This is a genomic window from Wolbachia endosymbiont (group A) of Hylaeus communis (assembly GCF_947251915.1).
Taxonomy (GTDB): Bacteria; Pseudomonadota; Alphaproteobacteria; order Rickettsiales; family Anaplasmataceae; genus Wolbachia; species Wolbachia pipientis.
Genome location: NZ_OX366396.1, coordinates 1464574 through 1482857 on the forward strand (window position 1 = coordinate 1464574; position 18284 = coordinate 1482857).

The 18284-nt window shown below is 36.7% G+C and carries 16 protein-coding genes and 3 pseudogenes; 7 read left to right on the top strand and 12 right to left on the bottom strand.

Features of this window, described 5'->3' with window-relative positions; translation table 11 throughout:
* Nucleotides 1-1174: 1174 nt before the first annotated feature.
* The 4 genes from OPR52_RS07190 to OPR52_RS07205 all read left to right on the top strand — a co-directional run bounded on the left by OPR52_RS07190 (nt 1175) and on the right by OPR52_RS07205 (nt 4468).
* Nucleotides 1175-1318: a hypothetical protein gene (locus OPR52_RS07190; RefSeq protein WP_265038161.1), complete on the top strand. Its 144-nt coding sequence runs from the start codon at nt 1175-1177 to the stop codon at nt 1316-1318.
* Nucleotides 1319-2178: 860 nt separating this feature from the next.
* Nucleotides 2179-2760, top strand: a complete 582-nt coding sequence (gene ruvA, locus OPR52_RS07195; RefSeq protein ID WP_264338838.1) for a Holliday junction branch migration protein RuvA — start codon at nt 2179-2181, stop codon at nt 2758-2760.
* Nucleotides 2757-3737, top strand: a complete 981-nt coding sequence (gene ruvB / locus OPR52_RS07200) for a Holliday junction branch migration DNA helicase RuvB (RefSeq protein ID WP_265038164.1) — start codon at nt 2757-2759, stop codon at nt 3735-3737. Before ruvA ends, ruvB begins: the two co-directional genes overlap by 4 nt.
* Before the next feature lie 86 nt (nt 3738-3823).
* The gene (locus tag OPR52_RS07205; RefSeq protein WP_265038166.1) at nt 3824-4468 is read left to right on the top strand and encodes a hypothetical protein; all 645 of its coding nucleotides are present in this window, start codon (nt 3824-3826) and stop codon (nt 4466-4468) included.
* Between the two features lie 257 nt (nt 4469-4725).
* Here OPR52_RS07205 and OPR52_RS07210 read toward each other — a convergent pair whose 3' ends face one another.
* The 5 genes and pseudogenes from OPR52_RS07210 to OPR52_RS07230 all read right to left on the bottom strand — a co-directional run.
* Nucleotides 4726-4899, bottom strand: a complete 174-nt coding sequence (locus OPR52_RS07210) for a hypothetical protein (RefSeq protein ID WP_264722855.1) — start codon at nt 4897-4899, stop codon at nt 4726-4728.
* An 11-nt stretch (nt 4900-4910) separates the two neighbouring features.
* A complete protein-coding gene (locus OPR52_RS07215; protein WP_265038168.1) occupies nt 4911-5168 on the bottom strand; it encodes a hypothetical protein in 258 nt (85 codons plus the stop codon).
* Nucleotides 5120-5722: a reverse transcriptase domain-containing protein gene (locus OPR52_RS07220; RefSeq protein WP_265038169.1), complete on the bottom strand. Its 603-nt coding sequence runs from the start codon at nt 5720-5722 to the stop codon at nt 5120-5122. Before OPR52_RS07220 ends, OPR52_RS07215 begins: the two co-directional genes overlap by 49 nt.
* Nucleotides 5707-6135 (bottom strand): hypothetical protein, encoded by a 429-nt coding sequence (locus tag OPR52_RS07225; RefSeq protein WP_264722787.1) that lies wholly within the window; start codon nt 6133-6135, stop codon nt 5707-5709. The genes OPR52_RS07220 and OPR52_RS07225 overlap by 16 nt, the downstream gene beginning before the upstream one ends.
* Before the next feature lie 82 nt (nt 6136-6217).
* Nucleotides 6218-6442: pseudogene (locus OPR52_RS07230) on the bottom strand (sugar phosphate nucleotidyltransferase); the annotation flags it as partial.
* A 61-nt stretch (nt 6443-6503) separates the two neighbouring features.
* On the opposite strand from OPR52_RS07230, the gene OPR52_RS07235 reads away from it, so the two are divergent.
* Both OPR52_RS07235 and OPR52_RS07240 read left to right on the top strand, forming a co-directional pair.
* Nucleotides 6504-7363, top strand: a protein-coding gene (locus OPR52_RS07235) for an IS630 family transposase (RefSeq protein WP_265037751.1) whose coding sequence is annotated in 2 segments (ribosomal slippage) — nt 6504-6828 and nt 6828-7363 — 861 coding nt in all. Because the reading frame shifts where the segments join, the coding sequence is not laid out codon by codon here.
* Nucleotides 7364-7502: 139 nt separating this feature from the next.
* Nucleotides 7503-8335, top strand: a pseudogene (locus OPR52_RS07240) (IS5 family transposase).
* 741 nt (nt 8336-9076) lie between these two features.
* Here the strand turns inward: OPR52_RS07240 and OPR52_RS07545 are convergent.
* The 7 genes and pseudogenes from OPR52_RS07545 to OPR52_RS07275 all read right to left on the bottom strand — a co-directional run.
* Nucleotides 9077-9322, bottom strand: a pseudogene (locus OPR52_RS07545) (PD-(D/E)XK nuclease family transposase); the annotation flags it as partial.
* Nucleotides 9323-9384: 62 nt separating this feature from the next.
* Nucleotides 9385-11214 carry a translational GTPase TypA gene (gene typA / locus OPR52_RS07250; protein WP_264723349.1) on the bottom strand — a complete coding sequence of 610 codons (1830 nt, stop codon included), beginning with the start codon at nt 11212-11214 and terminating at the stop codon, nt 9385-9387.
* Nucleotides 11215-11311: 97 nt separating this feature from the next.
* Nucleotides 11312-11908, bottom strand: coding sequence for an orotate phosphoribosyltransferase (pyrE, locus tag OPR52_RS07255; RefSeq protein ID WP_006279657.1), 597 nt, complete (start codon nt 11906-11908; stop codon nt 11312-11314).
* Between the two features lie 3 nt (nt 11909-11911).
* Complete coding sequence (locus OPR52_RS07260; protein WP_010082165.1) at nt 11912-13096, bottom strand: dicarboxylate/amino acid:cation symporter; 1185 nt, start codon at nt 13094-13096, stop codon at nt 11912-11914.
* Nucleotides 13097-13294: 198 nt separating this feature from the next.
* Nucleotides 13295-14620, bottom strand: coding sequence for a dihydroorotase (locus OPR52_RS07265; RefSeq protein ID WP_022626228.1), 1326 nt, complete (start codon nt 14618-14620; stop codon nt 13295-13297).
* A 122-nt stretch (nt 14621-14742) separates the two neighbouring features.
* Entirely contained in the window at nt 14743-15984 is a 1242-nt protein-coding gene (locus OPR52_RS07270) for a hypothetical protein (protein WP_006279654.1), read from the bottom strand.
* An 80-nt stretch (nt 15985-16064) separates the two neighbouring features.
* Nucleotides 16065-16253, bottom strand: a complete 189-nt coding sequence (locus OPR52_RS07275; RefSeq protein WP_022626229.1) for a hypothetical protein — start codon at nt 16251-16253, stop codon at nt 16065-16067.
* Here OPR52_RS07275 and OPR52_RS07280 point away from each other — a divergent pair.
* On the top strand, nt 16210-18258 hold the full coding sequence (locus OPR52_RS07280; RefSeq protein WP_458694406.1) for a heme lyase CcmF/NrfE family subunit: 2049 nt from the start codon (nt 16210-16212) through the stop codon (nt 18256-18258). The two genes, OPR52_RS07275 and OPR52_RS07280, sit on opposite strands and share 44 nt — an antisense overlap.
* The last annotated feature ends 26 nt before the right edge of the window (nt 18259-18284 follow it).

An 18284-nucleotide genomic window follows, 5' to 3' on the forward strand; every position in this document is an offset into this window, starting at 1 on the left:
GATTTGGGTCTACCAGGAAGGATGTCTCCCAGTACCTCTTTTCCCGTCATCCCGCTACGTGTTAGCGGGATCTCATTTCACTTTATGAGGGTGTCATCCGAATAGCTTGACTACTTGGATCCAGATTGGATACTGAGTTGGTGAGTATAAAAGTATAGCTTCTACGTCATACCGCCGCGGTATCTCAGCCGCTAACAAGTAGCGGGGTGACGAGTTACTATACCGCTGCGAACCGTCATACCGCGATTTATTCCATAGCTGTACGAACATTCATTTTTGAAGGTAAACTGCACAGCAAATGGTGTCATGAAAGTAGCTGACACTGGAATCCAGCCGGCTTTGTTGCATCGCTAGCTATGATGGATTAAAGATAAAAAAGGTGGAGAATATCAGTAGCTTATTATTCTGGTATTTATAACAAGAACGGTCAGTGAATACCTAAATTTGAGTAAAAGAAATTTCACTACCACTCACTAATCCGGCTAAAATTCAAGAATTTCAATGCTTTAGCTATTTTCAATAGAATTAAATTTATTAATATAAATAATAAATTACTATTCTTAAATTTGATCAGATTGATTGCAAAAAAACAAGATTTTCAATAGGTTGCTTATAATCCTAATTATAGTTAGCCTTTCATAAGTAGCGATGCAACAAAGCCCACTGGGATCCAGGAATTTTATTAAGTTGGTAAGTATAAAAGTAGCCGTTTTATGTTAAAACACAACGTTCTTGATGAGATTACGGCAAGGCTGGATTCCAGTGTCAGCTACTTTCATGACACCATTTGCTGTGCAATTTACCTTCAAAAATGAATGTTCATACAGTTATGGAATGAATCGCGGTATGACGTAGGGAAACCTTTCTTGAGTTAGCTATAGCACTATAAAATTGTCCGCAGGGCCATATAAAAGTCGTGGTGAGTTAATAAATTTTTATGGAAGAAAGGATATATTAGAAAATTGAGGGTTTTAAAGGAGGTAAAAATGAGACTGTATTATAAAGATATCACAGGTCTTATCAAAGAACCCTACCGCTCCAGAGGAAGGGATTATTTTGACAAAAGAAAGGTACAGATTATATCTGTTAATGAATCTCAAGCTAAATCAAAGGTAGTTGGATCAAATGTATATCGAGTAACACTAAAGCACGATGGTCCTCTTTTGAGTGGAACATGTTCCTGTGTCCTGCATTTGTGTATTATGGTCCATGTAAGCATATGGCTGCAACAGGTTTTGCTTTGGTTGCACTTGATAGAAAGGAGTATCGATCGTCTGCGCGCCCAGATGAACAGACTCTCTTTGAAAGGTTTTACTAAGAAAAACAAAGCAAGAGCTAATTTCAATAATTACTCGTTCCAGTAAACATTATCCTGAGACTTTTGAAGAACTAGAGGATAAAGAATATGAGCAATTTATTCAAAGTGAACTTTCAAAATCCGAGAATTATGTATAAAACAACCGGAAAGATGGTGAGATCAGGTAATCTATGGCTAAGACGTCATACCGCCGCGGTATCTCTTAGCCGCTAACACGTAGCGGGATGACGAGATGCCACCACGAACCGTCATACCGCGCGATTCATCCGCGGTATCTCTTAGCATAGATCCCGCTAACAAGCAGCGGGATGACGGTTGTCGTTTAGCTATAAACATTAAGAAATTTACCAAACGAAAAAAAAGGCAAAAAAGCCCCATGATTGGCTAATTACTTACATTATACTTTCAAGTATGGCGTTTTTTTATTCTAAACACTTAATAACCGCAATTCAGCTACTTTTAAACCGCAACTAATCTAAATTATAAACGTTAAGAAATTTACTAAACAGAAAAAAGGCAAAAGAAACCCTAGGGTAGCTAGTTATTCACTATCCATTTTTTAAGTTGGCGTTTTTTTATGTTTTAAACGCTTTATAAGCGCGTTTCAGCTTATGTAGGTAGAAATTTTATAAGACATAAGGTGCACATAGTGCAAAAAATTAAACATGATACGCCAGATACGTGAGTTTTTTTGTCATTTAATCTGTACAGAGAAGATAAATAAATAGCTTCAGTGTTTATGATAAGGGGGCTGGCGGAGTTTGTCAAGTGGTTTTTTAGCCACGTTTCCCTGTTATAATGTTCGTTTGCTTGACCTAAGATCCAGGAGTATTTAAACTGAACCCTATACAGTGCTAAAAATGATAGGAAATCTAAGCGGAATAGTTGATGAAGTGCGCAGTGATCACATAATCCTGAACGTGAATGATGTTGGCTATATGGTGTATCTTTCAGCCAAAACTTTAAGTGCTTGTGCAATTGGAAGTAGAATCAAATTACTTATCGAAACCTATGCAAATAACAGAGAAAACACTACTCAGCTATATGGTTTTATAAGCAAAGAAGAACAGCAGTGCTTGAGGTTGCTAGTTAAAGTAAGCGGTGTTAGCTATAAAACTGCAATGTCAATTTTGAGTAAATTAACTCCAGAACAGCTATTTTTGGCAATTATGAATGAAGATAAAGTAACACTCAAGATGAGCGGACTTGGCCTGAAACTCATAAATCGAATCATCACTGAATTGAGTGGCAAAGTAAGTAAACTAGAAATAAATAACAATAACTTTAATCCAATTAATGAAGATGCCCTTTCAGCATTGATCAATCTTGGGTATGAAAAAATGAAAGCTTATGATACGATAAAAAAAATACAAGACGAATCGTCAAACCTGGACACTAAGGACATTATTCGCATGGCGCTTAAGGAGCTCTTAACATTATGAAATCAATATCGTGCGGTAAAGAATATACTGAAGATGTGCGCAATATTAACATCAGGCCTGAGCAACTTGATGATTTTGTCGGGCAAAAAGACTTAATACAAAATTTAAAAGTGTTTATAAACGCTGCACAGACGAGAACTGAAGCTTTAGATCACGTCTTATTGTACGGTCCTCCAGGGCTTGGCAAAACAACTTTAGCACAAATTGTTTCTAAAGAATTAAGAGTTAGCTTTCGCGCAACTTCTGGTCCTTTACTTAGTAAAGCTGGGGACTTGGCTGCAGTGCTTACCACTTTAAATGCAAAAGATGTTCTATTTATCGACGAAATCCATAGATTAAATCGCAGCATCGAAGAAGTTTTATATACTGCTATGGAAGATTTTTGCTTGGACATATTAGTAGGTGAAGGTCCATCTACTCGCACTTTAAGGATAGATCTACCACCATTTACGCTAATTGGAGCAACTACACGGCTTGGATTACTTTCTGCGCCACTCAGAGATCGTTTTGGCATTCCTTTGCATCTTGAGTTTTATTCTTTTGAGGAGCTAGTCGATATTATAAAAAGAGGCGCAAGAGTTCTTTCTGCTGAAATTGAAGAGGGTGCTGCACGGGAAATTGCCTGCCGTGCGCGCGGTACTCCAAGAATTGCTTTGAGGTTACTCAGAAGGATAAGGGATTTTGTTGAAGTGAAAGATGATAAAAAAATCACTTATGAAGTCGCTGATTCTGTATTGCTAAAATTGGGTGTAGATAAAATGGGACTCAATAAACTTGATGTGCATTATCTAAGATTTTTATTCAACACCTTAGGACCTGTTGGAATTGACACTATATCTATTGCGCTATCTGAGGATGTTGGCAATATTGAAGAAACAGTAGAACCTTATTTAATCAAAATTAGTTTTGTAAAGCGCACACCAAGAGGACGCGTTCTAACCGACCAAGCAAAGGAGTATTTGAGCTTTCAACATTAAAAGCTTTGCCATCAATAATTTATGTTGACCAATTGGCGTGATATCTATATGCTAACATTTATATATTAAAAATAATGGAGGCATATATGTTAACTAATAGTACTGAAACTGTATCTTTGATCGTTGATCAAAATATTGCTGCTGGTAGCGCACCTGGGTTAATGCCGAATAAGGATAAACGTAGGTACGTTACTCTTGGTGATGAAGAAACATGGAAGAAGTTCTTTGTAGATCAGAACAACCCTTCTACTAATATTACTAATAAAGTAATAGTGAAACCTCATATTCATAAGAATAGCGATGGTATGTATAGATATACTGCTGAGGAGACCAAATATCATGGTCAGGAAATTGTAGGCAAAGCTGCTAAACAAATTGAAGAAGAGATATCTAAAAATATTGATGCAAAGCTTATAAAATTAAGAGAAACTAAAAATATAGATAACAGTGTTAAGCCTGTCATAAGAATTGCGCTGAACGATTATACAAAAGAAGTAAACTTGCATGATATTCTAAGTGGTAATATGTGCAAAAAGTACGATGTAAAGACAGTTACGTTGCTACTACCTGACCAAAAAACAAGGGGGGCACGTTGCCAAATTGATAAGGATGGGGCAAGAATTTATGAAGTAGCTAATGGATCATATCAAATGGCTTTAAAATGGTATGCCAAAGAAAAAGAATGTAATATTAAAATTATAGCCTTTCTTATAATAGTCCGAATGCGATAAGATATGTGTTTATGGCTATAGCAGGCCAGTAGCATATTACGGTCTGTTCGGATTATTGTAAAAAGAGCTATAATATTCATGATAATGGTTCTGTAGAACTTCTTGAGAGTAATGGTGTTACTGAAGAACAGCTACGTGCGAATAAAGAGGCAAAAATAGGAAGACAATACGAAGCAAAACCTTTACATGAAGCATTAGTTATCTAAGTGAGGAAAGTCACCTCTCCCCACTCGACTTCGAAACCGGACTTGTGACTTTCACCACATCCGGCTTCTCTCTAACTTGGTGTTTGTCATACACACTCCTATGTAAATAATGTTCGGTAGAAGCTGTAGCTTTACTCCTCTCGTTTGAGTTTTATTACTACAACTCCCCCTAAAGAACCGTGCTTGCAGATTTCCCGCACACGGCTCATCAATATTAGTTTTCACAGTCGTCCCTCTTATGCATATAAAGAAAAATGTATTTTTGGCTTTGGTAATGGATTTACTTCTACGTAGTGTACAAACTGTTCCCAGGTCATACTCTTTTTCTGACTACGCCGATTTATCCATTTAAATGCTAGCTTTCTTACTGATGTGTAAAATTGTTTCAAACACCAATAATTTCCGCTAATACCAAAGTAGTTATAGTGTCCTGTTAATTTAGCCTTCAGTACTTGCCACCAATCTTTGCCTTGAGAAACCGCTTTACTAACCACAGCAAATTTGGGTCAGTTATTCGTTCCCTTAGACACCTCATTAGCCATTTATGCTGTATATTATCGTAGAACTTCTTGATATCCACTTCTACAATGTAGTTTATTGGCTTGTACTTAACTGCTTTATCTAGTGCATTTACCGCTTGATGACAGTTTCTTCCAGGTCGAAATCCATATGAGCTGTCCAGAAAGTTTGCCTCGTAAATATTTTCTAATATCTTCTTCAGCATAATCTGTACTAATTTATCCTCGGTCGATGGTATTCCGAGTCCGCGTTTCTCTTTACTTCCAGCTTTCGGTATATATACCCTCTTTACTGGTTGTGGTTGATATTGCTTCCTCTTCATACTTTCTACTAGCACTTCGAGTTTCTCATTCAGATTTTCTCCGTATGATTCCACTGTTATCTGGTCTACTCCACAAGCCTTGTTACGCTTCAGTTCTTTATAACATCTCGCAAGATTCTCTGTATTTATCAGATGGACTAACGATGTGAATTTTAGTCGCTTATCTTGCTTTGCTCTTACTGCTATCTGGTTTAGTTTATATCGCATGTTATTCCTACCTCCGTTGTATTGGCATAGCAATCCCTATTCCAGTTACTATATTGCTGATCGCTTCCCCTTGTACGTGGCTTTCCCACATTCTGAGTACTATCAATCAGTCCGACTTCCCCTGCATCTTCCGCTAGTTCTTGCCTTTGTTGACTTGTTCCAACGTACCTTAATAGGAATGCATGGGATCTCCCAAGTTCACTTGAAGTCCATTTCAATACATGGCACGGTCTCAGATCCCGATAGAGTGAGTGATAACTTGCCTTTACGTTATCCTTCATGCTGTCTTCCATGGCCATGAACATGTCGACCTCTATGTCTTCAGGTATTTCGGGACTCCACTCCTTCACTTCCGTTGTGCCCTGCATTGTCCATCCCACTAGCTCTATTACACTCGTTACCTCATGCAACATAGTGGTCTGTTCCAAACTTTTGGCTAGACTTTGTTTGTGTTGGATTTTCACCAACTGTTCTCCAAGCACTTCTTGGCGCACCATGAGGCTTAACCCCAAAAGTGACTATAGAGTTAGTTTCAGAGGCTAACTTAGACGCTTTTTGAGTAGAAGCATAAAAACTATTCAAATCACCTATAAAATGGTCTGAAGGCAGAATTAACATTATCTCGTTTTCATTGCAGAGAAGCGCAGCAATTAATATTGCCGCTGCTGTTCCAATTTTCACTGGTTCGAAAATCACTTTATATTCTTGCAGCGCATGTATAGCTCTTTCCATAAAAGTCCGGATGTGATAGGATAAGGGTAGATGATGATAAGGAGGTTGAATGCCAGCAGCATATAGTTATGATTTAAGAAAAAAAGCAATGGAAGCGCTAGACGAAGGAGAAAGCAGAGAAACAGTGGCAGCAAGATTTAAGATTGGACGAACTACTTTATGGGAGTGGCAGCAAAGAAGAAAAGAAACAGGAGACTTTCAATCAAAAAAACTTGGAAATGGGGGTTACAATCACAAAATTACCGACTGGGATACCTTTGCCAAATTTGCCAGAGAACACGGAGGAAAGACTCTATCGGAAATGGCTAAACTTTGGAACAACGTTAGTATCCAAACGATCTATCGAGCCCTTAAAAAAATTGAATTTACGCGCAAAAAAAGACATATGGATACAAGGAAAGAAACGAAGAAAAACGTGCTGAATTTTTGAAAATTATAGCGACAAAAGAACCTAAAAACTTAGTGTATATAGATGAGTCTGGCATTGATAACACCGAAGACTACCCCTACGGATATTGCCAGAAAGGACAGCGGTTTTATGCCTTAAAATCTGGAAAGAAAACTCAACGAATCAGTATGGTTGCAGCCTTAAGTGGAAGAAAGATAGTTGTTCCGTTAACCTTTGAAGGCCACTGTAATATGGATGTTTTTAATGGATGGTTTGAGCAATTTTTGACACCGATCTTGGAACCTGGACAGACTGTCATTCTTGACAATGCTACTTTTCATAAGTCTGATAAGATTATCGAGCTTGCTAAAGGGGTTGGTGCAGAAATTTTGTATCTGCCGCCTTATTCTCCAGATTTCAACAAAATTGAGCATCATTGGTTTGCTATAAAAAACAGAGCCAGGAAAAACATTCCTCTATTCGAATCCTTTCGTCGTGCTGTTGATTCTGCCTTCCTATGACCTGTTCGGACTATTATGAGAAATGCTATAGTAGCCACTAGCAGAAAATCCTACATAATTCCTGTACTTTATAGCAGTTAGAGGTTGTCCGGAAACAAGTAAAAGGCTATAATATCTGAAATTTTAGTACGGGGTAAAGATGAGAAAAAAGTATCCAACAGATCTAAGCGAAAGGGAATGGGCAAGAATAGAAAAACACTTCAGAGTATCATACAAGAAAGGAGGAAGGCCGCCAAAGTATAGCAAAAGAGAAATATTAGAAGCAATTTTCTATGTATTGCGTACAGGGTGTCAATGGCGGTATTTACCAAATGATTTTCCGCTATGGAAGACTGTGTATGAGCAGTTCAGGCAATGGAAGAAGCAGGGAATTTTTGAGAAAATGAATTATGAAATTACAAAATATAGTAGAAGAAAAATAGGAAGGAATGAGCAGCCGAGTGCCTGTATAGTAGATAGTCAATCTGTAAAGACTACAGAAAAGGGGGGATCAAAGGCTATGATGGAAGTAAAAAAGTAAAGGGTAGAAAAAGGCATATAATTACAGACACTCAGGGTTTTATACTAGGTTGTTACGTAGGCGCTGCTAACGAAAATGATAGAGATGGTATTAAAATAGCATTAAACAATATGAGAACAAAATATACTAAAGTTAAAAAAATGTGGGCTGACATGGGATACCAAGGAAGAAATTTAAAGAATCACATAAAGGAAGAATATGACATAGATATTGAAATTGTTAAAAGGCCTACATGTAGATTTTGGGTGCACAAAGATACGCCACCTGAGCTACTACCAACAAGAGAACAAGGGTTTAAAGTACAGCCAAGAAGATGGGTTGTAGAAAGGACTTTTGCTTGGGTTAATAGGAATAGAAGGCTATCGAAGGAGTATGATTTACTCACAACATCCACTGAGAATTTCATATACCTAGCTATGAGTAGGGTTATGTTAAAGAGGGAATATGCTTGAATTTACTTGTTTCCGGACAACCTCTAACTTTATATTCTAAATAGAATAAAGTTCTTTTGTTAGTATTGTCCTTTTTGTAAAAAATATTCCTAATTTCTTCATCATTTTTGTGGGTAAGGTCATCTGCTTCTCTACCTCAAGTGGTTAACAAAGTTTCTTGTCACGAGGGACCAAATGAAAGTCTGCTCGTTTTCACGCGAATTAATGTTACAAATTCTATCCATTTCGTTACAAAATGGCATTCGCTTTCTCCATTATCCTTTACCTGCATTTTCATCAGCGTTCCTTGCGGTTTGCTTGCCATATAGGCGGAAATACAGGCTTACCCTGTTCCTTCTGTCATACAACAGTGGGTTAGGTGACTTCTCTATACCGGTGATTTGCGTACATCCAGAAATGAAAAATGTCACATTACCTTTTGGTCGGAGCTTATCAGCATCTTTAGCTCTTTAATCGTTACGATACTTATGAAGCTTCACTTACGTTCACCATACCACTAAGCCTAGCTCTCCAACCACATGATGCTTGTAGTTTATGCTCCTTTCACGATTGAGCATCTTCTTTTTCAAGAGGAGGTTCATTGTCCGCATCGCTTGGCACCAACCGGTTACCCGATTCGCACTGATGCGTAGACTCAGATGGCAAAACATCTGGTTTAATAAGTTTTAGAACTCTTTTAGTTTCTTTCTGAAGGAATTCCTCTCCTTTTAAACAATATGACCGAAGACTTTCAGGTCGCACCATTTCAATAATTAGCTGGGTTCCAGCAGAATCAGTACAGAAAACATCAACAATACTTTGTTTTTTAGAGGCAATCTCAGCATCCATGATAGTGCTGAGAAATTCTATTTCTTCTATTTCATCTTTGCCAGCGAAGTCCAATATATCATTGAGAAAGTGAATGAGAATATCTTTATTTTTCTCAGTGCCAAATATTCTCTTGAACGCAAAATTGTTTTTTGGATCGAGAAATTTCGAAAAGGCCATAATTAAATACAATTAGGAGACGAATAATTATACACTATTTTTCGCAAATGTTCAACCTCTGATTACTCCTTATTCTTTGCCCTTCCTGCACGTTTGCGTTCATTTGGATCGAGGAATTTCTTGCGTAAACGTATAGATTTTGGGGTTACTTCTACCAATTCATCATCGTCTATATACGCTATCATATCCTCCAGTGTCATTATCTTTGGAGGAGTGAGTTTTATGGCTTCATCACTACCTGATGCTCTTACATTGGTTAATTGTTTACCTTTTAGCACGTTTATCTCCAAATCATTGTCACGGCTGTGCTGGCCGACAACCATGCCACAATATACCTTATCCTGTGGCTTAATAAACATAATTCCCCTGTCTTGCAAATTGAAAATTGCATATGCCACAGCCTCACCCTTATCTGTAGAAATTAAAACTCCATTGCGCCTTCCAGAAATTGGACCTCTATGTGGAGCATAACTGTGAAATAAACGGTTAATTATGCCTGTGCCACGAGAATCAGTTAAAAACTCTCCTTGATAACCGATTAATCCTCTTGATGGCACTAAAAACGTTAATCTTGTCCTGCCATTACCAGAAGGTCTCATGTCAGTTACTTCACCTTTACGGAAGCTGAGTTTTTCCATGATGATTCCACTATATTCATCATCTACATCAATTACTACTTCCTCTATAGGTTCAAGTTTTTTGCCATCTTCTTCCTTAAATAGCACTCGAGGGCGTGATACCGAAAGCTCAAAACCTTCTCTCCTCATATTTTCAATTAACACCCCAAGCTGTAGCTCACCACGTCCACCTACTTCAAATGCTTCACCGCTTGGTGCCAAAGTCACAGTAATTGCAACATTTGTTTCTGCCTCCGCGTATAAGCGATCCTTTATAGCAGTTGAGGTAAGCTTTGTACCTTCTTGCCCAGCAAAAGGTGAATCATTAACACTCAGAGTAATCGCCATTGTCGGCGGATCAACTGGAGTTGAGCTTACTGCAGTTGTAACCTCTGGTGCTGCTATAGTATCTGAAACCGAAGCTTCCTCAAGTCCTGCAATTGCAATTATGTCTCCCGCCACAGCTTGTTCTACTGGAATGCGTTTCAAGCCAGAAAATGAGAGCAACTTAGTTAATCTTCCTCGTTCAATTACTTTGCCATCGAGGTCAAGCACCTTAAGATCCGAATTGACTTTTGCAACGCCCTGATAAACCTTTCCTGTCAATATTCTGCCAAGAAACTTATCAGACTCAAGTAGAGTGACCAGCATAGCAAAAGGTGCATTTTGATCATAAACAGAAGGTTTTATATAATCTATAACCGTTGAAAATAATGGGCTTAAATCTTTCCTTTCATCAGAAAGCTCCTTAGCACACCAGCCATTTCTACCTGAAGCATACAACACTGGAAAATCTAGCTGCTCGTTGGTTGCATCAAGGTTAAAAAATAACTCATATATTTCATTTAATACTTCATCAATTCTGCTGTCTGGTCGATCGACCTTATTGATTATCACAATTGGCTTCAAATTTGCTTTTAGTGCTTTTGAGAGCACAAATTTTGTTTGTGGCATGGGACCTTCTGCAGCATCAACCAGCAGCAACACGCCGTCTGCCATGCACAATACCCTTTCTACTTCTCCACCAAAGTCTGCGTGCCCTGGCGTATCAATAATATTGATTTTTTCATCACCCCACATTATTGATGTGCATTTTGCAAGTATTGTAATTCCGCGTTCACGCTCTTGATCACCACTATCCATCACTCGTTCTTGAACTTCTTGATTCTCGCGGAATGTGCCACTTTGTTTTAACATGTTATCAAGTAAAGTAGTTTTACCGTGGTCAACGTGTGCGATTATTGCTATATTTCGGATCGATTTAAATTCGTTCATTTTCTATCATTTCAAAATTAATTTAGTAATAAGTATACATAAAATACACTTGGAGTAAATAACTAAAGCTGTGCTGTGCTTCCAAGATATTATAGGATTACTTTGTTAAATATTCCCTACTCCCAGGTTTTGTTATGGGTAGTTGTTTTAATTCACTTGGAAGTTCTTCCTCGCTGTAGTTTTTGATGTTCAGTTCAATCAAAGATATGACAGGAAAAGGCAGTTTCGTTTCACTATTTCTCTTTATCAAAGAAGCTTCAGCAACAACTTTACCTCCTTCCCCTTCTGCACATTCCACTGCTTCAAGTGAAGATTTACCTGTGGTTATTACATCTTCAATGAGCAATATTTTCTCACCCTTTTTGATCTTAAATCCACGGCGTAATTCAAACTTACCATTAACGCGCTCGCAAAACATTGTCTTTATTCCAAGCTGCCTGCCAATCTCATAACCCACAATTATTCCACCAATTGCAGGAGATAATATTAAATCTATGGAGCTATTTAATTCTTTTTTTATTTTATCTGCTAATAATGCGCAAACTTTCATGGCTCTGCTTGGATTTTCAAAAATCTTCGCACACTGTATGTATGTGTCACTATGCAGCCCGGATGATAAAACAAAATGCCCATGCAAAATTGCTTCTGCTTCTTTAAATTCTTTTATTATTAGGTTATTTTCGTCTAATATCATTTTTTAAGTTTCACTATTACATTCTTTATTAATTATCTGAGTGATACAAACATCAGACCACACATTTATTGCAGTTTCAAACATATCGATGATTGTATAAATAGGCAAAATCAGTCCCATAATATGCAGAGGAACATTCATCGACATGAGATAACTGGTTGCCATAAAATAGCACCCCATCGGCACTCCAGCGTTACCAATTGCAGCCCCTGTAGCTAAAAAAATCCATATCAACATTTCGCTTAAGGAAAATACGTATCCGTTCATTTCTGCAACAAACATTACAGTGATTAGTATAAATGCAGCACATGCATTCATGTTAATTGTTGTGCATATTGGTAAAATAAAAGACGATAATTTCTTTGGCACCTTTAGCTTGTTCTGCACACATTCTATAGTTGTTGGCAATGTTGCACTGGATGATTTAGAAAAAAACGCAAGTGTGAGTGCTGGCATAACCCCTTTCAGCGTTTGAATTGGTGATATGCCTTTATACCACATAAATAGCGGTAAAATCAGAAATGCCTGCACAAAATTTGCAGACATTATGCAAACAAAATACCATAAAAGATTGTAGAACTCACTACCGCCTTTTAATTCATGCAAAAAACATGTAATAAAAGACCAAACAGCAAGCGGAATAAATTTTAATAACCCTTGAGCAATTTTAAGTAGCGTATCAAAAAGTGCAGAGAATACTTGATATAATATATCCTGCTTTTCTTTTGAAAGTGAAACAATAGCTCCACCCATCAAAAAAGCGATTAATATGCTACCAATCATATTATTTTCAAGAAAAACTTGCACAAAATTAGAAGGAATGAGTGATTTTAAATATGAAAAATAACTGTGGTTATTGCTGTTAATACTCCCTATTGTATTACTTATGAAATTTTTTCTTGCTGGATCTATTAACAAATAAAACGATAATGCAACAAACGCAGCTATAATAGTTGTAAGCAGAGTATAAAATAGTGTTTTCTTAACTAAGACTTTGATTTCAATTGAGTCTTTGAGCCCGGAAATTGTGGAAACTATGGATAAAAAAACCAGAGGTAAGCTTATTAATTTGAGCAAGCTGATAAAGATATCACTAAATAGCTTTGCTATTTCAAATATGATTTCATTGTTTAGGTAGTAAGCAACTATTGCAAGCAGTATAGAAAAAAGTATTGCAAACTTGTGCATTGAAAATAAAACTTCAAAGTAACATTATACAATAATTTTGCTGTTTTGGAATCAGATTGATAGACAAAATAACTTTACAGATTAGGGAAAGATAAGAGGATGTGTTTATTCGGAGACAGTGTAAGATTTCTTAATTTAAATTTAGGTGCACTTAGCCCATTCTGGTGATAACAAATTGGAATAGATAAGATATGATAACTAACTCTTCTGCGAGTATATAGTTTTGCCGGACACAACAGTACGTACTACGTGTCCTTTTACTTTGCGACCATCGAAAGGAGAATTCTTTGATTTACTAGCAAAGTTGTCAGTTTTAATTTCCCATTCATGATTGAGGTCAACTAAAATTAAGTCTGCAGCAAGGTTTTTTTGTATACGACCACGTGGTATGTGTATTATATCTGCAGGCTTATATGTCAATTTTGCAAGCACATCAAGTAGACCCATTTGCCCACTGTGATAGAGTTCAAGTGAAAGGGGCAGCATTGTTTCAAGACCAACAATACCAAATGCAGCATTTTCAAGTGGTAGATCTTTAGAACTACGATCATGCGGAGCGTGATCAGTTGCAATGCAATCAATCACACCTGTCTTTAAACCTTCAACCATAGCTAAACGATCTTCTTCAGTGCGAAGCGGCGGATTCATTTTTGCAATTGCTCCATGTTGTTTTACTATATCTTCAGTCAAAGTGAAGTGATGAGGGGTTACTTCGCACGTAACATTTAATCCCAAATCTTTTGCACGTTTAATAGCATCAAGTGAATCTTTTGAAGAGACATGTAGAATATGGTAGTGCACATTTTCCATATCCTTCATTAGCAGTATATCACGATTTACCATAACCGATTCTGACGCACTCAAGATCCCCTTTACTCCCAATTCTTCAGAAATTTTACCTTCGTTGATTGCGCCACCAGCAGATAAATTTAAATCTTCTGCATGTTGAGCAATAGGAACATTCAGCATACTTGAATAAAGCAGCGCCTGTCTCATAATCATTGGGTTCATAACTGGCATGCCATCATCGGTGAACCCAACCGCACCTGCTTCCTTTAAAAGTGCCATTTCTGTCAGGTGTTCTTCCGAAGTGGTGATTTTAGCGTAAAATTCAACGTTTACATGTGAAGTTTCAAGTGCTCTATATTTCAAATATTTAGCCAAAATAACGCTATCAATTGCTGGAACAGTGTTTGGCTGACAAACTACAGTTGTAACTCCCCCCGCAGCTGCAGATTTGCTGCCTGTATATATAGTTTCTTTATGTTCCTGGCCTGGTTCACGAAAATGTACGTGAATGTCAATAAGGCCTGGCATTAGAACAAGCCCTTTACAGTCTATTGTTTCATCAACTCCACTTGTTGAAAATAATGATTCACCAAAGTCAACAATTTTATCCCCTTCAGTCAATAATGAACCTTTTATATCAAGTTTAGTTTCCGGGTCGATAATACGAGCATTAGTATACGCAATTTTATAGCCTTCCTTTTGCCCTGTTTGCAACAAATCCCAAGTTTGAGTCATTATATTTGAGTATCGATTATAAAATAAATCTAAAGTTTTTTTAATAAAACACAACCAAATTAAAACACAGACTAAGAGCTGTCTTGAATTAAAGTGCTTTCATTATCCTAAAGATTTGGTTCTTATAACCTAGTTAGCTCAGTTTTAACGTTAATGTGTGAAGCTCTGAGTTCTGTTGAAGGATTTTCCAGCTGAATATCTAGCTCATTCTGTATGTTCGATAAACAAATTAAAGCTGAATCAAAAATTTCATCACACTGCTTTGCTTCATGTATATCATCAATTATTTCCTCGAATTCTTCCACATCATCCATTTCTTGCGGCGCACTTTTTAATATCGCTTTTATTTGGTTTAAGTTTTGACGAATTTTCTCCTGATATCCAACAATTCTCTCTTGATATATATCAATCATTTTTTGACATGCGTTGCCTCTAAATGGATGTTCTTTTTTCTCTTTTATGTAAGAATTTTGAAAGTCTTTACAGTTAAGGATTGCTTCTCTATGTTTTTTTATGTCATTAATTGCGCTGATTATCGACTTATCTATTTTCTTTAAATTTTCTTCCCGTTCTTCTCTTTTAATTATACTTTTGGATTCATTTTTTATCTGGTTCATTTTGTCATACAGGTTTCTGCATCCTTTGTAAGATGCCATTGGTTGTAACATTCCTTCTTTTACACCTTTATTGTAAAAATTCTTCAACTCATCACTTGATAGTATTGTTATAGCATCTTCCCTTTTACCTTGTGATTTAGGATACTTTTTATTCAATAAACTAACATGATTTAACAAGAAATCTCTAACTAGCCCTTCTTTTTTTACTTCGGATAATCTTTCTAGTGTTTCTATATATTTCAGAGTTTCCGCAAAGAGCTGTCCACCAGAGGGAGCAAATCCTTGAAGTGATTTACTCTGTGCTTTACAAAAATCGGTTTGTAAAAAATCTTCAGCTTGTTTTTTTATTACTGAAAGTTCATTAAAGGCTTTTTCTGGATTGATTTTTCTCAAAATACTAATAGCTTTTCTAATCGCTTTTTCTCTCTTTTTATTATCTTGCTTTTCATTTAATATGAGATGTTCAGTTTTGGTAAAAGCATTACCTTGATCACTCTTTGCAATGTTACAAACGATGTTTTTTACAACTTCTTCGGTTGCTGCATAATCTATTTCTTTTGCAAAGCAGTCAACAAATGATTGCCAAACTTTTTTATTAACAAGTTTACTTGTCTTATTTTCAAAATCTTCTATATCTTTGAATCCTAAAATAGTATAGAGATTTTTTTCGATTATTGGTTCGGCATGTTGTTTTGCCACTTTACCTTTTATATTGAATGGAAATTTACTAATCTTAGTTGTACCCACAATGTTACCTCAATATTAACGCTATCTATAAAAGTATAAAGATTTAATATTTAATTTTTAATTAATACTAGCACAGCTAACTACGGGAGCATTATGCTAGCATCAATTAACACTTTAACTTCTAACTTGTCATCAGTAATATTGTTTATATAAAAACTATAATTTTTTATGCCTGAACTTGGGAATATATTGCTATTGCTAGCCTGCTTATTGTCTTTGACATATTTGTTTTTACCGCTTAGTTCTTGTCGGTTTATTACCACTGCCATATTTTTTTGTGTATCAGCGTCAATGGCTATTTTGATCTACTGCCACATTACAAATGATTTTTCACTTGAAAACGTATACTACCACTCACACACAACAAAACCTTTGATCTACAAGATTTGTGGTGTTTGGGGAAACAAAGAAGGGTCCATGTTGCTTTGGACCTTAGTGCTTGTCATGTATTTATTACTAATGGATATTTATATACCTTCTGTCATCCCAGTTTCCCCCTCTGTCATCCCAGTGCCCAGACACTGGGATCCAGACAATTTAATTGCAAATGAGTACATCAAATGGCAGTGTAATAAAAACTGGATTCCAGTGTCAAGCACTGGAATGACACCAGAACGAACTAATGGTAGTAAATTAAAAAAAATATCTCTTATCACTCATGGGCTGATTTGCTTTTGTTTTTTGCTGTTCACTTTAATTGAATCCAGCCCCTTCACTAAAATGCCAGGCATTGAAACAGATGGATTGGGTTTTAATCCGATATTGCAGGATATAGGCCTTGCTATTCATCCACCGATATTATATTTGGGGTACCTTGGATTTAGCGTTCCTTTTTCGCTCTCTATAGCTGGATTAATTTTAAATACTGAAGGAAATGTTTGGGCTAAAATTGTCAGGCCTTGGGTACTTATTTCTTGGTCGCTGCTCACTTTGGGCATCAGCTTGGGTAGCTGGTGGGCATACCGCGAACTTGGGTGGGGTGGATTTTGGTTTTGGGATCCAGTGGAAAACGTTTCTTTGATGCCGTGGCTAATTGCAGTAGCGCTGACACATTTGTTGCTCGTGGTACGGAATTTCAATGTTTTAAGGAACTTTGCTATTTTACTTACGCTTACAACTTTTATATTGAGTGTGACTGGAACATTTCTAGTCCGCTCAGGAATACTTACCTCAGTGCACACGTTTGCAGATGACCCAAGATATGGACTATATATATTAGCTCTACTTGGTGTAATTACAGTCAGTAGCTTAGTAATATTTGTAGTATTTACGAGAAAAAATCACACGCCTGCGATGTCATTCCAATGCTTGACACTGGAATCCAGAAAGAAACTTGCTACTCAAGTGACAGAGGGTAGAAGATTCTTTTCACGCTTTACGATGATACTGATGAACAATTTATTATTCATCACTGCCTTTTTCATCGTGTTCGTTGGCACTTTATACCCTACAGTGCTTGAGTATTTAACCGGTGAATTAATTTCAGTTGGAGCACCATATTACAATTCTTTATTTAACTCTATTGCACTAGCTATTCTAGTGCTCACCATGATCGGGCAATACTGCAGTTGGCAGGGAAATAGTCTATTGCCAATATTCCGTGAATATAGATTTTCATTCTGCAGTGCTGCAGCTATTTTGCCGTTTATCTTTCACATGGAGCTAATAATTGTGCTATCAATTACTATCTCCATAGCATTATTAATCTTTGTTTTAGAAGCATACAGTAAAAGAATTCGTTTATTTAAGGTAGCATTTGGTGAATCAATTTTATTAGCAAGAAGAGTTTCTAAGTCCTACTATGCAATGATGCTTGCTCATGCTGGAGTGGCAATTCTAGTGCTTGGTATAGCTTATTCAGTTGGTTGGCAGGAGAAAAAAGAAAATTACTTAAAAATAGGGGATAGCATAACAGTCAATAAATTTAAAGTTACTTTACGCAATATTGAGCTAATAAAAGAAAAAAATTTCCATGCAGTGAGGGGTACAATGGATATCAGGAATTTGCTGAATAATAAGATATTAGGTGAAGTAACTCCTGAATATAGATTTTACCTTGCGGAAGGCCAGAAAAATGTTGAAAGCAGTATCTACCACAATTTGCTTTCTGATATTTATGTTGTAATTGGAGAGATTGATAAGAGTAAGAGCAAAATCGCAGCCAAAGTGCACTATAAACCTGGAATGTCTATAATCTGGCTTGGATCCTTTCTTATCGCTTTTGGTTCGCTCCTTGCTGCTTTTCCTTTTAGTGGACGAGCAAGGATTGTCTAGCTGTCGTGGATTTTATTAACAACGCT